Genomic DNA, 14,282 nt, shown 5'->3' with positions numbered 1-14,282 from the left:
GGGACGGCGTACGGGACGCTGCATCTGGAGGGCGTACCGGCTCCCGCGCCGGCTCCCGAGGGGGCGGCGGCAGGTCCGGCGGCAGCTCCGGCGGCGGCTTCCGCCCCGGCGCAGCAGGACGCGTACACCGCCTGACAGACTGCGGTGCATGCGCATTGTTGTTCTGGCCGGCGGTATCGGCGGCGCCCGTTTCCTTCGCGGACTGAAGTCCGCCGCGCCCGACGCGGACATCACGGTCATCGGCAACACCGGTGACGACATTCACCTGTTCGGGCTCAAGGTGTGCCCCGATCTGGACACGGTGATGTACACCCTCGGCGGTGGCATCAACGAGGACCAGGGCTGGGGCCGCACCGACGAGTCCTTCACCGTCAAGGAGGAGCTCGCGGCATACGGCGTCGGACCGTCCTGGTTCGGCCTCGGCGACCGCGACTTCGCCACCCACATCGTCCGCACCCAGATGCTGTCGGCCGGCTATCCGCTGAGCGCCGTCACCGAGGCGCTGTGCGACCGCTGGCAGCCCGGCGTACGGCTGCTGCCGATGTCCGACGACCGCGTCGAGACGCACGTCGCGATCGAGGACCCGGAGTCCGGCGAGCGGCGCGTCGTCCACTTCCAGGAGTACTGGGTGAAGATGCGCGCCGCGGTGGACGCGCAGGCCGTGGTGCCGGTGGGGGCCGACCAGGCCAAGCCGGCGCCGGGCGTGCTGGAGGCCATCGCCGCGGCCGACCTGATCCTCTTCCCGCCGTCCAACCCGGTCGTCTCCGTCGGCACCATCCTCGCCGTCCCGGGCATCCGGGAGGCCGTGGCCGAGGCCGCCGCCCCGGTCGTGGGCCTGTCCCCCATCGTCGGCGGAGCCCCCGTGCGCGGCATGGCCGACAAGGTGCTCGCGGCGGTGGGCGTCGAGTCCACGGCCGCCGCGGTCGCCCTGCACTACGGCTCCGGGCTGCTCGACGGCTGGCTCGTGGACACCGCGGACGCCGGATCGGTCGCCGAGGTGGCGGCCGCCGGGATCCGCTGCCGCGCGGTGCCGCTGATGATGACCGACGCGGAGGCCACCGCGGCGATGGCCCGCGAGGCACTGGCGCTGGCCGGCGAGGCCCGGTGACCGCGACCCCTGCCGCCCGCCCCTCGTACGAGGTGTGGGCGGTCGACGGCATACCCGAGGTCCGCCCCGGCGACGACCTCGCGGCGCTGATCGCGCAGGCCGCGCCGGAGCTGCGGGACGGCGACATCCTGCTCGTCACCTCGAAGATCGTCTCGAAGGCGGAGGGCCGGATCACGGCCGCCACCTCCCGCGAGGAGGCCATCGACGCCGAGACGGTCCGGGTGGTGGCCCGCCGCGGACCGCTGCGGATCGTCGAGAACCGGCAGGGCCTGGTGATGGCCGCGGCCGGTGTGGACGCCTCCAACACCGAGCCGGGCACGGTCCTGCTGCTTCCCGAGGACCCGGACGCCTCGGCCCGCGGGATCCGGGCCGGGCTGCGGGAGCGGCTCGGCGCGGACGTCGGGATCGTCGTCACCGACACCTTCGGGCGGCCGTGGCGCAACGGGCTCACGGACGTGGCGATCGGCGCGGCCGGGGTGCGGGTCCTGGAGGACCTGCGGGGCGGCACGGACGCGCACGGCAACGAGCTGAACGCGACGGTGACCGCCACCGCCGACGAACTCGCCGCCGCCGGCGACCTGGTGAAGGGCAAGGCCGGGGGCCTGCCGGTGGCCGTCGTCCGCGGCCTGCCGCACGCGCTCGGCGAGGGCTCGGCCCGCGAACTGGTCCGCCCGGCCGCGGACGACATGTTCCGGCTCGGCACCTCGGAGGCGGTCCGCGAGGCCGTCACGATGCGCCGTACGGTCCGCTCCTTCACGGCCGAGCCGGTGGACCCGGGCGCGGTCCGGCGCGCGGTGGCCGCTGCGGTCACCGCGCCGGCCCCGCACCACACCACGCCGTGGCGCTTCGTCCTGCTCGAATCGGCGGCCGCCCGTACGGAGTTGCTGGACGCGATGCGGGACGCGTGGATCGCGGACCTGCGGCGCGACGGCAAGTCCGAGGAGTCCGTCGCGAAGCGGGTGCGGCGCGGCGACGTCCTGCGCAACGCCCCCTACCTGGCGGTCCCCTGCCTGGTCATGGACGGCGCCCACGACTACGGGCACGCCCGCCGGGACGCGGCGGAGCGCGAGATGTTCGTGGTCGCCACGGGCGCCGGCGTCCAGAACTTCCTGGTCGCCCTGGCCGCCGAACGCCTCGGCTCCGCCTGGGTCTCCTCGACGATGTTCTGCCGCGACGTGGTCCGCAAGGTCCTGTCCCTCCCCGACACCTGGGACCCGATGGGCGCGGTCGCCATCGGGCACCCGGCCGAGGCTCCGCGGGAGCGGGCCGGACGCGATCCGGAGGACTTCATCACGGTGCGGTGAGCCCGTGGTGCGCGCACGTAAGGCCGGTGGCCCGGAGGGAATCCGTTCGGGCCACCGGCCTTACGTGTCGGGGGCCGGCGACCTCAGAGGCGGCCGATGTCGCTGCGGGGCATGCGGGGGTGGTGGCGGGGTGGGGTGTGGCCGGTGAGGAGGATGAGGCGGGCGGCGCGGTGGCGCTGGCCGGCGTAGGGGGCCAGGAGGGCGAGCATCTCGGTGTCGCCGGTGTCGCGGTTGCCGGTGAGGGCGTAGCCGATGATGCCGGGGAGGTGCAGGTCGCCGGTCGTGACGGCGTCGGGGGCACCGTTGCTGCGCTGGAGGGTTTCGGCGGAGGTCCAGGGACCGATGCCGGGGATGAGTTCCAGGCGGGCCGTCGCGTCGGGGAGGTCCATGCGGGCGGCCTCCTCCAGGCGGGCGGCCACCCGGGCGGCGCGCAGGATGGTGGCCGAGCGCTTGGAGTCGACGCCGGCCTTGTGCCAGTCCCAGGACGGGATGGCGGCCCAGGTGCGGGCGTCGGGCATGGCGTACAGGCCGGTGTGGGCGGGACCGGGGGCCGGGTCGCCGTACTGGCGGACCAGGCGGCGCCACGAGCGGTACGCCTCGTCGCTGGTGACCTTCTGCTCCAGGATCACGGGGATCAGGGATTCGAGGACCAGGCCGGTACGGGTCAGGCGCAGGCCGGGGCGCCGGCGGTGCGAGGCGTGGACCAGGCGGTGGCGGGGGACGAACGCGGAGGGGTCGTCGGACGCACCGAGGAGGTCGGGCAGGGAGTCGAGGAGCCAGTCGGCGCCGGGGCCCCAGGCTTCGGCCTCGATCTCGGTGCCTGTGCCGCGGGCGGCGACGCGGAGGGTGCCGGGGCCGGCGGGGGTGCGGGAGACGCGCCAGATCGAGCCGTCGGGGGTGGTGCGGAAGGTGGGGTCGGCGGGACCGCGGCGGAGCGGGCCGAGGGTGAGGGCCAGGTCGGTCTGCGCCGGCGGGGTCCAGAGGCGGGTTTTTGCGCCTTCGCCGATGTGGCGGGGGGTGCCTTTGGGTACGGCGGTGCGGCCGCCGCGTACCGCGGCGCGGGTCAGGGGGTCGAAGCGGGCGGCCACCCTTTGAGGGTAGCCGGGCGGAGGCCGAAGATCGGGGGCTCCGCCCCCGGACCCCCGCGCCTCAAACGCCGGCGGGGCTGGAATGCGCGGTCCGGCACCGGGAAAGTGCGGCCGGGCGGGCGGGGGCGGCCCAGCCGCAGGCAAGGCGGCGGGGCGGGCCCGGATTCCCCCGTCGCCGTCCTACTCGTCCGACGAGAAGCGGATCGAGCGGGCGGGGAGGGTGGTGTTGCACCAGATTCGGGCGCCGGGGGTCAGTTCGTTGTCGGGGCCGATGTGGGCGGTGTCGCCCACCACTACGCCGGTGAGGGTGGTGCGGGCGCCGATGACGGCGGCGGGGCCGATGTAGGAGTCGGTGATGCGCGCATCGGCTTCGATGCGGGCGCCGGGGAGGACGGCGGTGGCGTGGAGGCGGGCGCCGGGGGCCACGACCGCGCCGGGGGAGACCACCGTGCCGCCGGAGAGCTTGGCGTCGGGGGCGACCTCGGCACCCGGCATGACCAGGTACTCGCCGGGTCGGCCGGGGACGGCCGGCGACGGGGCGGTGCCCAGGACCAGGTCGGCGGAGCCGCGGACGAAGGCCTGCGGGGTGCCCAGGTCCAGCCAGTACGTGGAGTCCACCATGCCCTGGAGGTGGGCGCCGGCGGCCAGCAGATCGGGGAAGGTCTCCCGTTCCACGGACACCGGGCGGCCGGCGGGGATGGTGTCGATGACCGAGCGGCGGAACACGTACGCGCCCGCGTTGATCTGGTCGGTGACGATCTCCTCCGGCGTCTGCGGCTTCTCCAGGAAGGCCGTGACCCGGCCGTCGGCGTCCGTCGGGACCAGGCCGAAGGCGCGCGGGTCCTCGACCCGGCTGAGGTGCAGGGAGACGTCCGCGCCGCTGGTGCGGTGCACGTCGAGGAGGGCCCCGATGTCGAGGCCGGTGAGGATGTCCCCGTTGAAGACGAGGACCGGGTCGTCGGGGCCGGAACGGAGCCGGGAGGCGACGTTGCGGATGGCTCCGCCGGTGCCGAGCGGCTCGGCTTCGGTGACGTACTCCAGGTGCAGGCCGAGGTCCGAGCCGTCGCCGAAGTACGGCTCGAAGACCTCGGCCAGGTAGGAGGTGGCGAGCACGATGTGCTCGACGCCGGCCGCGCGGGCCCGCGCCAGCTGGTGGGTCAGGAACGGCACGCCCGCCGCCGGAACCATCGGCTTCGGGGTGTTCACCGTCAGCGGGCGCAGCCGGGTCCCTTTGCCGCCGACCAGGAGGATCGCCTCCGCCGGGGCCGCCGGCTCGGCGGGCCCCGTGGTCTTCGGGGTGGTGGTCGGTTCCGTCAAGGTCAAGGTGGTTCTCTGCTTTCCTGCCGCGCCACGGATGGGTGGTGCGTCAGTGTAGGCAGAGGCCGTCACCTGCCCTGGAGCCGGGCGGAGGTCGAGCGGGTCGTGCCGAGCTTGCCGTAGAGCTGCTTGCCGGGACACTCGGTCGCGAAGCCGTCGCGGTGACCGGAGATGACGTTCAGCGTGACGTTCTTGCCCTTGGTGTAGAGGTTGCCGCCGCCGGACACGAGGGTGGTCTTGCCGAGCGGGTTGGCGCCGAACAGTCCCAGCTTCCAGGCGGTGAGGCGGGCCACGGCGTCCACGGCGGCGGCGGGCGGGCGGGTGTTCGTGTACGAGCCGAGGACGGCCACGCCCATGCTGTTGCCGTTGAAGCCCATGGTGTGGGCGCCGAGGACGGGCTTGGCGACGCCGCCGGCCCGGCCCTCGTAGACGGTGCCGCACTTGTCGACGGCGAAGTTGTAGCCGAAGTCGCGCCAGCCGCTGCTGACGACGTGGTAGCGGTACAGGCTGCGCAGGACGGCGGGGGCCTCGGCGCAGGTGTAGTTGTTGCCGGAGGCGCTGTGGTGCACGAAGGCCGCCTTCACGGTCTTCGTGTACGCGAAACCCGCCTCGCGCAGCGACTCGTCCGCGCCCCAGCCGCGCCGGGTCACGATCCGGGGCCGCGGTCCGATGTACGGCTTCGCCCCGGGTGCGACCTGCCCTTCGAGGACGGCCAGCGCCTCGGCGGTCGACTCCTCCCGGGTCTGCGCCCCGATCTCGTGCGCCCCGATCGGTGCCAGCGGCAGGTTCGCCGCGGAGGTCTCGGCGACGGCCGTCCCGAGCGCGGGCAGGGTGCCCTTGTCGTCGCCGGCGGGCTTCCGGGGTCCGGCGGGCTTGGGCGCGGTGCCGGGGCCCGTGCCGGTGCCGGGGCCCGTGCCGGTGCCGGGGCCGGTGCCCGTGCCGGCCGGCGGGGTGGGGCCGGTCCGGTCGGCCACCGCGACCGCGGGGGCTGCGAACGGGTCGGCGAAGGAGTCGGCGAACGGGTCGGTCAGGCCCGTCGTGTCGGATGCGGGGGCCTGGTCGTCGGCGGCGGGCAGGGTGGCCGGGGGCTCGTCCACCGCGTCCGGGCCCGGGTCGACGAGTTCCAGGCGGAGGCCCGACGGGAGGCGGTGGGGGGTGGCGCGGGGGGCCGGGCCGGTGGCCCGGACCCGGATGTCGACGCCGTCGGAGGCGCCCACCCAGAGGGGGGCCGTGGTGCCGCGGAGGGTGTGTTCGGAAGCCCCGGGGTCGGCCGCGTGTTCGGCGTTGTGGGTTTCGACGTCCTGCCAGGCGGACCAGGCGCCGGTGCGGACGGAGCGGGTGCGGACCTGGACGCGGCCGTGGAGTTCGGCGGCGGCGTCATCCCAGACCACGCCGATCATCGAGAACGTTCCGGCCTCGCGGACGGTCAGCCCCTGCACCTCCGGCGCGCCGGGCGCCGGTGCGGTCCGGTCCGCCGGACCGAGCGGGGCCAGCGGCAGCGACCGGGTGGAGCCGGCCGGGGCCACCGGGGCCGTTGCCGCCCGGGACGGAGCGGGAAGCGCGAACGGAAGGGCCAGTGCGGTCACTGCAGCCGTCGCGACGCCGATCGAGGAAGCAAGGAATCCACGCATGACAAGGATGCTGACCACACATCCGGCGGACCGCCATCGGAGAACTGACGGCCCGTCTGGTGACACGCCGTCACCGGTCGCCCGTACGGACCACCGCGGTGCGGCCGTACGGGCGAGGCCGCGGACGGGGTGCCGCGTACGCTGGGCCGCGTGAACGCCAACGACCGCACCCCTGCCGACCTGCTGCGATCCGCGCTGGCCGCGGACCCGGCCCGTCCGCTGGTCACCTTCTACGACGACGCCACCGGCGAGCGCGTGGAATTGTCCGTGGCCACCTTCGCCAATTGGGTGGCCAAGACGGCCAACCTGCTCCAGGGCGACCTGGCCGCCGGCCCCGGCGACCGGCTGGCCCTGCTGCTGCCCGCGCACTGGCAGAGCGCCGTGTGGCTGCTGGCCTGCGCCTCGGTGGGCGTGGCGGCCGAGGTGGGCGGCGACCCGGCCGCCGCAGACCTGGTCGTGAGCGGGCCGGACGCGCTGGAGGCGGGCCTGGCCTGCACCGGGGAGCGGGTGGCGCTCGCGCTGCGCCCGCTGGGCGGCCGCTTCCCGCAGCCGCCGGCCGGGTACGCGGACTACGCGGTGGAGGTCCCCGGCCAGGGCGACCGGTTCGCGCCGTTCGCCCCGGTGGACCCGGCGGGGGACGGCGTCGGCGTCGCGGGCACCGAGCTGACCTGGGAGGAGCTGGTCGAGCGGGCCCGCGCGGACGCGGCCCGGCTGGGTCTGGGACCGGGCTCCCGAATCCTGTCCGGCCTGTCGTTCGACACCTGGGAGGGCCTGTCCGCGGGCCTGTTCGCCCCGCTCGCGGCCGGCGGCTCGGTCGTGCTGTGCCGGAACCTGGACCGGCTGTCGGAGCCGGCCCTGACCCAGCGCATCGCGAGCGAACGCGTCACCCACACGGCCTGACCGCACCGTCCGGGCACCGTCCGGCACCGTCCGGGCACTTCCCGTCACCCACACCGCCTACCTGCGGCAATGCGCGTAACGTCACCCGTATGGCGGAATCTGACGGTCTGCCCCCGAGCCGGTGGATTCCCCCCGATGGATGATCGACGGAGGTCGCAGTCGGGATCCGGCGGCCCTCGGCGGCGGGAAGGGGTGACGGGGCCATGGCGGATGCGGACGGCAGCGGCACACCCGGAGCCCCGGCCCGGCGGCGGCACTGGCTGCGGTGGCTGGGGCTGGCGCTCGCGGTGCTGCTGGTGGCCGGGACGGGCCTCGGCTGGTGGGTGTACCGCAAGCTCGACGGGAACATCACCGCCGACACCACCGCCGCCTCCGAGCTGGAGCAGTACGAGAAGGAGCGCCCGGCGCTCACCGTGCGCGGCGCCCAGAACATCCTGCTGATCGGCTCGGACTCGCGGGCCGGCCGGGACAACGGGCAGTACGGGCGGGACGGCGGCACCCAGCGCTCGGACACCACGATCCTGCTGCACCTCGCCGCCGACCGGAAGAGTGCGACGGCCGTCTCCGTCCCCCGCGACCTGATGGTGGAGATGCCGTCCTGCGGGACCGCGGACGGCGGCCGCACCCCGGCCCGGTTCGCGCAGTTCAACTGGGCCTTCCAGTTCGGCGGGGCCGCCTGCACGATCCGTACGGTCGAGAAGATGACCGGCATCCGGATCGACCACCACGTGGTCGTCGACTTCGGGGGCTTCAAGCGGGTCGTGGACGCCGTCGGCGGCGTGGAGGTGTGCCTGCGCGCGCCGGTGGACGACGCCGAGGCCCGGGTGCGGCTGCCGGCGGGCCGGCAGACCCTCGACGGCGAGCAGGCCCTCGGCTTCGTCCGGGCCCGCCACAGCCTGGGCAACGGCAGCGACACCGAACGGATGGACCGCCAGCAGCAGTTCCTGGCCTCGCTGGTCAAGAAGGTGCAGAGCAACGGGGTGCTGCTCAACCCGGCCCGGCTCTACCCGGTGCTGGACGCGGCGACCTCCGCCCTCACGACCGACCCGGACCTCGCCTCGCTGCGCGGCCTGTACGAGCTGGTGCGCAGCATGCGGGACATCCCGGTGGGCCGGGTGCAGTTCCTGACCGCGCCCCGGCAGCCGTACACGGCCAATCCGAACCGGGACCAGCTGCTCGAACCGGACGCCGGCAACCTGTTCCGGCGGCTGCGGATGGACCGGCCGGTGGCGGTCGTGCAGGCCCGGCCGGAGCCCGGGCGGCCTGCGGCGGAGCCCGCCGGAACGGCCTCGCCGGCGCCCACGTTCACGGGCACCACGGCCGACGCGGCGACCTGCCGGTAAAGCAATCACCAAGGCGGTACATCTCACGGAGCGGGATGCGACGTATGCCCCGTTATAAGGTGAGTGGATTTCGTCACGAGCATGGTTTGAAGCGGAACCGGACGGATAGGGTGAGCGATCCGGTGCCCCGGCCGACCACAAGACCAGGCCGTGCACTGCCGGATCGTTGACCGAGCGCCTGGGGGGAGGCGCTTCGCGTGGCACCGACGGAGGACCAAGCAACCGTGGATGCGCAAGGCCGTGGGCGGGCGGACGAAATCGACCCCGCCGACCAGTGGGTCCTCAACCCCCGCACCGGCAATTACGAACTGCGACTGGACAGTTCCGCAGCGCAGCCGGCCGCTGCGCCGGCGGCGCCACCGCAGCCCCGGTCGGCCGGCCGGCGCCGCGCCGCCGCACCTGCCGCCGAGCCCGCCAAGGCCCCCGGCCGCACCCCCCGCACCGCCCCGGGCGTTCCCGGGCAGCGGCGTGGCGAGGGCCCGCCCGGCGGCGGCCGCCGCGGGGCGCGCAAGCGCAAGCAGGAGAAGCCGCGGGGCAAGAAGGTCCTCGCGATCACCGGTGGTTCGGTGGCCTTCGTGCTGGTCGCCGTCTCGGTCGGCGGCTACCTGTACTACAAGCACCTGAACGACAACATCAAGACCACCGAGATCGTCGGCGGCAGCAAGGGCTTCAAGAAGGACCAGGCGATCAACATCCTGGTCATCGGCACCGACAAGCGGACCGGCGCCGGCAACGAGGGCTACGGCGACAAGAACAGCACCGGCCACGCCGACACCACGATCCTCTTCCACGTCGCGAAGGACCGCACCAACGCGACCGCGATGTCCATCCCCCGCGACCTGATCACCGACATCCCGGACTGCCCGACGAAGCAGCCCGACGGTTCGGTCAAGACGATCCCGGGGACGCCCGGCAAGCGGTTCAACACCAGCCTCGGCCAGAGCGGCCGCGACCCCGGCTGCACCATGCGTACGGTCGCCCAGCTCACCGGCATCCAGCCGGACCATTTCATGATGGCCGACTTCAACGCGGTCAAGACGCTCAGCTCCGCGGTCGGCGGCGTGCCCGTCTGCCTGGACAAGGACGTCGACGACGACAAGTCCAAGCTGAAGCTGACCAAGGGCGAGCACCGGCTGGCGGGCGAGGAGGCCCTGGCCTTCGTCCGGACCCGGCACGCCTTCGGAAACGAGAGCGACCTCGACCGGATCAAGACCCAGCAGGCCTTCCTCAGCTCGATGATCCGCGAGATGAAGTCGAAGAACACCCTGACCAACCCGAAGAAGCTGTTCTCCCTGGCGGAGGCGGCCACCTCGGCGCTCACCGTCGACACCGGGATAGGGAATCTGAACCGGCTGATGGACCTCGGCACCGAGCTGAAGGGCGTCAACCCCAAGAACATCACCTTCACCACGCTGCCAGTGAAGGACAACCCGGCCGAGCGGGTGCGGGCCACCGTCGTCGTCGACGAGCCCAAGGCCGCCCCGCTGTTCGCGATGATCCAGTCCGACACCTCGCTCACCGAGGTCAAGCAGCAGGAGAAGGCCGCCAAGGACGCCAAGACGGCCGCACAGGAGGCGCTGCTCCAAGGCAACCGGGCGCCCGCTTCCGACGTCAGGGTGAATGTGTACAACGGTGGCGGCCCGCAGGGCTCGGCCGGGACGACCCTGACCTGGCTCCAGAACTCCAAGGGCGTACTGAAGTCCGGCAACCTCGGCAACGCTCCGGCGAAGCTGAAGAAGACCACGCTGGAGTTCGCCCCGAACCAGGCCGACCAGGCCCGTGCCCTCGCGGACATCATGGGGCTGCCCGCCACCGCGCTGAAGCAGACGGCGGCGGACGCGGCCCCGAAGGACCCGATGGTCCTCACCCTCGGCCAGGACTTCAAGGAGCCGGGCATCTCGCTCACGGCTCCCCAGCAGGCCCCCGAGGGGATCCAGCGCGTGGAAGCCGACAAGGAAGTCTGCGCGAAGTAACCGGCTGTCGACCGCAGCCGGGCCGGACCACGGCCCGGTGCCCGCCGCCCGCGACCGCGGCGGCCGGCACCGGGCCCGACGACACATGACGACCAGGGGGGAACGGCTTGACGCACAGCAGTGTGCGCGGTGAGGGCGCGCCCGCAGACGCGCCCGACGGCATACCGGGCACCGGCGGCACCGCCGCCGCGGTACGCCCCGCGCGGGAGCGGCCCGCCTCCCGCAAAGAGCGCCCCGGCACCTCCGGCGAGGGCGGCGGCAAAGGCGACGGCAAAGGCGACGGCGAGGACGGCGCCAAGGGCCGCCGCCCGCCGGCCGGCCCCCGCCGCCGGCCGCGGCGGATCCTGCGCTGGACGGCGTTCGCGCTGGCGTTCCTGATCCTCGGCACGTCCGGCGCCGGCTACCTGTACTACCGGCACCTCAACGACGGCATCCAGACCGACGCCCTGAACCTCGGCGACAGCAAGCTCGGCGGCTCCCGGCCCAACGCCTTCGGGCAGATCCCGCTGAACATCCTGCTGATCGGCTCGGACGCCCGCGACGACCAGGCCAACCAGGACCTCGGCGGCGCCCGCGAGACCTTCGGCGGCACCCCGCTCGCCGACGTGCAGATGCTGCTCCACGTCTCGGCCGACCGCACCAACATGTCGGTCATCAGCATGCCGCGCGACACCCTGCTGAAGCTGCCCAAGTGCACCGACACCGACGGCAAGGTCTACGAGGCCACCCAGAACTACCGGCTGACGAACGAGTCCCTCGGCCGTGGCGGGCCCGGCTGCACGGTGGCCACCTGGCAGGAGCTCACCGGCATCCCCATCGACCACTTCATGATGATCGACTTCAAGGGCGTGGTGTCGATGGCGGACGCCATAGGCGGCGTCCCGGTCTGCGTCACCGACAACGTGTTCTCCCGCGACAGCCAGGGCCACGGCTCCGGCCTGAAGCTCACCAAGGGCGAGAACGTCATCCAGGGCGTGCAGGCCCTCCAGTGGCTGCGCACCCGGTACGGCTTCGAGGACGGCACCGACCTCGCCCGCACCCACGCCCAGCACATGTACATGAACTCGATGGCGCGGGAGTTCCGCAAGAACGCCAACCTCCGCAACCCGCTGAAGCTGCACAGCCTCGCCGAGGCGGCCATCGACGCCATGGTCGTCGACACCGGTCTCAACCGCATCGACAAGCTCTTCGACCTCAGCATGGAGCTCAAGAAGGTCCCCACCGGCCGGATCACCATGACGACCATGCCGTGGGTGTACAGCAACCGGCTCGCCGGCAAGGTCGAGCCGAAGGAGGGCGACGCGCAGAAGCTCTTCGCGATGGTCCGCGACGACATCCCGCTGGACGGCAAGGGCTCCTCGACCACCCCGGCGAGCCCGGGCGCCACTCCCGCCGCGTCCGCCTCGGCGGCCACGTCCGACCCCGCCGCGCCCGCCGACCGGATCCCCGTCATGGTCCGCAACGCCACCGGCGGCAAGCAGGGCGCCGGGATGGTCGAGGGCCGGGCCACCGCGGTGACCGCCCTGCTGACCGGCAAGGGCTTCACCGCCGCCCGCGCCGACTCCCAGACCGCCGGCGAGGACACCACGGTGATCCGGTACGCCGGGCTGGACCAGGCCGGCGACGCGCTGGCCGTGGCCACCGCACTGGGCCTGCCGGCCACCGCCGTACAGCGCTCCACGGACGTGTCGGGCGTGACGCTGTTCGTCGGCAAGGACTGGCCGAGCGGCGACAAGCCGGGCGCACCCGCCCCCGGGGCCACCGCGTCCGGCACGGCCGTCGCCCCCAGGCCCGGCGACAAGGCGCCCGACTCGGCGCGCCCGCTGAACGGCGACGACAGCGGCGCCTGCATGGAAGTCCAGAAGGGCTTCACCTGGTAGGCACCGCAGGCCGTCCGCACGGCACGGCGGAGGGGCCCGGCGAACCGCCGGGCCCCTTCGTGCGTTCTGTTCGCCACGGTGCGGACGCGCACGGGGTCGGATTCGGCGGTCACGTTACCGCGTACGGGGGACACGGGTGCGCGCCGGAGGAGCGGCTCCGGCGGGCGCTGATCGTATGGGCCTACGGTGTGGCGAATCCCCCCGCCGTCTTCCCGCCGCCGTCTTCCCGCCGCCCGCGGAGGTGTCCCCGTGCCCCACCCGCACCGCTCCCCCTCTCCCCGGCACGCACGGACCCGGCGGCCGGTCCCGGTCCGGCGCGCGGCGCGGCCGCGCTGGGGCGTGCGGCTCGCGGCCGGGCTGTCGGTGCTGGTGCTCGGCTCGGGGGCGGTCGGGCACGCGGTGATGACGGGTCTGGACACCGGCATCGAGCGGGTGGACCCGTTCAAGGACATGAAGAACCGGCCGCAGGCGGGGCACGGCCTGAACTTCCTGCTGGTGGGCACCGACGGCCGGGACAAGATCAGCCGGGACGACAAGCGGGAGTACCGGCTCGGCGGCACGCCCTGCCACTGCACGGACACGATCATGCTGGTGCACGTCTCCGCCGACCGGGAGCGGGCCAGCGTGATCAGCCTGCCGCGGGACAGCTACGCGGAGGTGCCCGCGCACATCGACCGGTTCAGCGGGAAGCACCACGGCCCGCACCCGGTGAAGCTGAACGCCGCGTACGCGGAGGGCGGGCCGAACCTGACGGTGCGGACCGTCGAGAACATGACCCGGGTGAAGATCGACCACTACCTGGAGGTCGACTTCACCAGCTTCATGAAGACGGTCGATGCGATGGGCGGGGTCGAGATCTGCACGGCCAAGCCGATGCGCGACACGTACACGGGCCTGGACCTGCTGCCCGGCACCCACCGGCTGACCGGCGGGCAGGCGCTGCAGTACGTACGGTCCCGGCACATCGACGGGGCGGCGGACCTGGGCCGGATGCAGCGCCAGCAGCGGTTCCTGGCCGCGTTGATCAAGCAGGCGACGACCGGCGGGGTGCTGCTCAACCCGGTCAAGTTCAAGGAGGTCAGCGCCACCCTGCTGGGGTCGGTGCGGGCCGACCGGAACTTCGGGTCGGAACAGATGCTGGCGCTGGGGCAGGCGATGCGGGACTTCACCCCGTCGTCGTCGGAGTTCGCCTCGGTGCCGATCGCCGCGGGCGGCAGCCCGGTGCCGCGGCTGGGCTCGGTGCTGCGCTGGGACGGGCCGAAGGCGGCCAGGCTGTTCGAGGCGCTGCGGGAGGACAAACCGCTGGCACCGCCGCGCACCCGGCCTGCCCAGCCGGCGGTGCCGGTGGACGTGGCCCCGCAGCAGATCCGGGTGCACGTGGAGAACGGCACCCGGATCGACGGACTCGGCGGCCGGGTGGACCGGGACCTGCGGGCCACCGGCTTCAACACCACGCAGGCCCCCAGCACCGGGGCGAGCCGGGACGTGAAGCGCACGGTCGTGGCGTACGACCCGCGCTGGGACCGGTCGGCCCGCACCCTGGCCGCGGCACTGCCCGGGTCGGAGCTGCGGGCGGTGCCGGGGCTGGGCCCGACGCTGCGGGTGACGGCGGGCACCGAGTACCGCAAGGTGGTGCGGGTGCGGGCGGAGGACCCGTACCAGGGGGAGTTCGGGGTGGTCACCGGCGACCAGGTGACCTGCGGGCGGACCTGACGGGGCGGGGTCCGCGGCCGGTCAG

Annotated in this window: 10 protein-coding genes; 7 read left to right on the top strand and 3 right to left on the bottom strand. The window is 73.9% G+C overall.

Annotated elements, in window-relative coordinates:
• Positions 1 to 148 precede the first annotated feature (148 nt).
• Together cofD and LG634_RS15970 are read left to right on the top strand one after the other, a co-directional pair.
• Complete coding sequence (gene cofD / locus LG634_RS15975; RefSeq protein ID WP_226734468.1) at positions 149 to 1,108, top strand: 2-phospho-L-lactate transferase; 960 nt, start codon at positions 149 to 151, stop codon at positions 1,106 to 1,108.
• Positions 1,105 to 2,412, top strand: coding sequence for a coenzyme F420-0:L-glutamate ligase (locus tag LG634_RS15970; RefSeq protein WP_226734467.1), 1,308 nt, complete (start codon positions 1,105 to 1,107; stop codon positions 2,410 to 2,412). Before cofD ends, LG634_RS15970 begins: the two co-directional genes overlap by 4 nt.
• A gap of 83 nt (positions 2,413 to 2,495) precedes the next feature.
• On the opposite strand, the gene LG634_RS15965 is transcribed toward LG634_RS15970, so the two are convergent.
• The 3 genes from LG634_RS15965 to LG634_RS15955 form a co-directional block, all read right to left on the bottom strand.
• Positions 2,496 to 3,500 (bottom strand): DNA-3-methyladenine glycosylase family protein, encoded by a 1,005-nt coding sequence (locus LG634_RS15965; RefSeq protein WP_226734466.1) that lies wholly within the window; start codon positions 3,498 to 3,500, stop codon positions 2,496 to 2,498.
• A 180-nt stretch (positions 3,501 to 3,680) separates the two neighbouring features.
• A complete protein-coding gene (gene manB / locus LG634_RS15960; protein WP_226734492.1) occupies positions 3,681 to 4,817 on the bottom strand; it encodes a mannose-1-phosphate guanylyltransferase in 1,137 nt (378 codons plus the stop codon).
• A gap of 68 nt (positions 4,818 to 4,885) precedes the next feature.
• Positions 4,886 to 6,448 (bottom strand): N-acetylmuramoyl-L-alanine amidase, encoded by a 1,563-nt coding sequence (locus tag LG634_RS15955; RefSeq protein ID WP_226734465.1) that lies wholly within the window; start codon positions 6,446 to 6,448, stop codon positions 4,886 to 4,888.
• A gap of 150 nt (positions 6,449 to 6,598) precedes the next feature.
• Between LG634_RS15955 and LG634_RS15950 the strand changes: the two genes are divergently transcribed.
• The 5 genes from LG634_RS15950 (at position 6,599) to LG634_RS15930 (ending at position 14,257) form a co-directional block, all read left to right on the top strand.
• A complete protein-coding gene (locus LG634_RS15950) occupies positions 6,599 to 7,348 on the top strand; it encodes a TIGR03089 family protein (protein ID WP_226734464.1) in 750 nt (249 codons plus the stop codon).
• 203 nt (positions 7,349 to 7,551) lie between these two features.
• Entirely contained in the window at positions 7,552 to 8,691 is a 1,140-nt protein-coding gene (locus tag LG634_RS15945; protein ID WP_226734463.1) for an LCP family protein, read from the top strand.
• A gap of 224 nt (positions 8,692 to 8,915) precedes the next feature.
• Positions 8,916 to 10,664: an LCP family protein gene (locus LG634_RS15940; protein WP_226734462.1), complete on the top strand. Its 1,749-nt coding sequence runs from the start codon at positions 8,916 to 8,918 to the stop codon at positions 10,662 to 10,664.
• A 107-nt stretch (positions 10,665 to 10,771) separates the two neighbouring features.
• Entirely contained in the window at positions 10,772 to 12,544 is a 1,773-nt protein-coding gene (locus LG634_RS15935; RefSeq protein WP_226734461.1) for an LCP family protein, read from the top strand.
• A gap of 195 nt (positions 12,545 to 12,739) precedes the next feature.
• On the top strand, positions 12,740 to 14,257 hold the full coding sequence (locus LG634_RS15930) for an LCP family protein (protein ID WP_443729015.1): 1,518 nt from the start codon (positions 12,740 to 12,742) through the stop codon (positions 14,255 to 14,257).
• The last annotated feature ends 25 nt before the right edge of the window (positions 14,258 to 14,282 follow it).

Origin of the sequence: Streptomyces bambusae (genome assembly GCF_020532645.1) — a bacterium.
Taxonomy (GTDB): Bacteria; Actinomycetota; Actinomycetes; order Streptomycetales; family Streptomycetaceae; genus Streptomyces; species Streptomyces bambusae.
The sequence above is the reverse complement of the archived record's forward strand: the minus strand, read 5'-3'. Positions and strand labels throughout refer to the sequence as shown.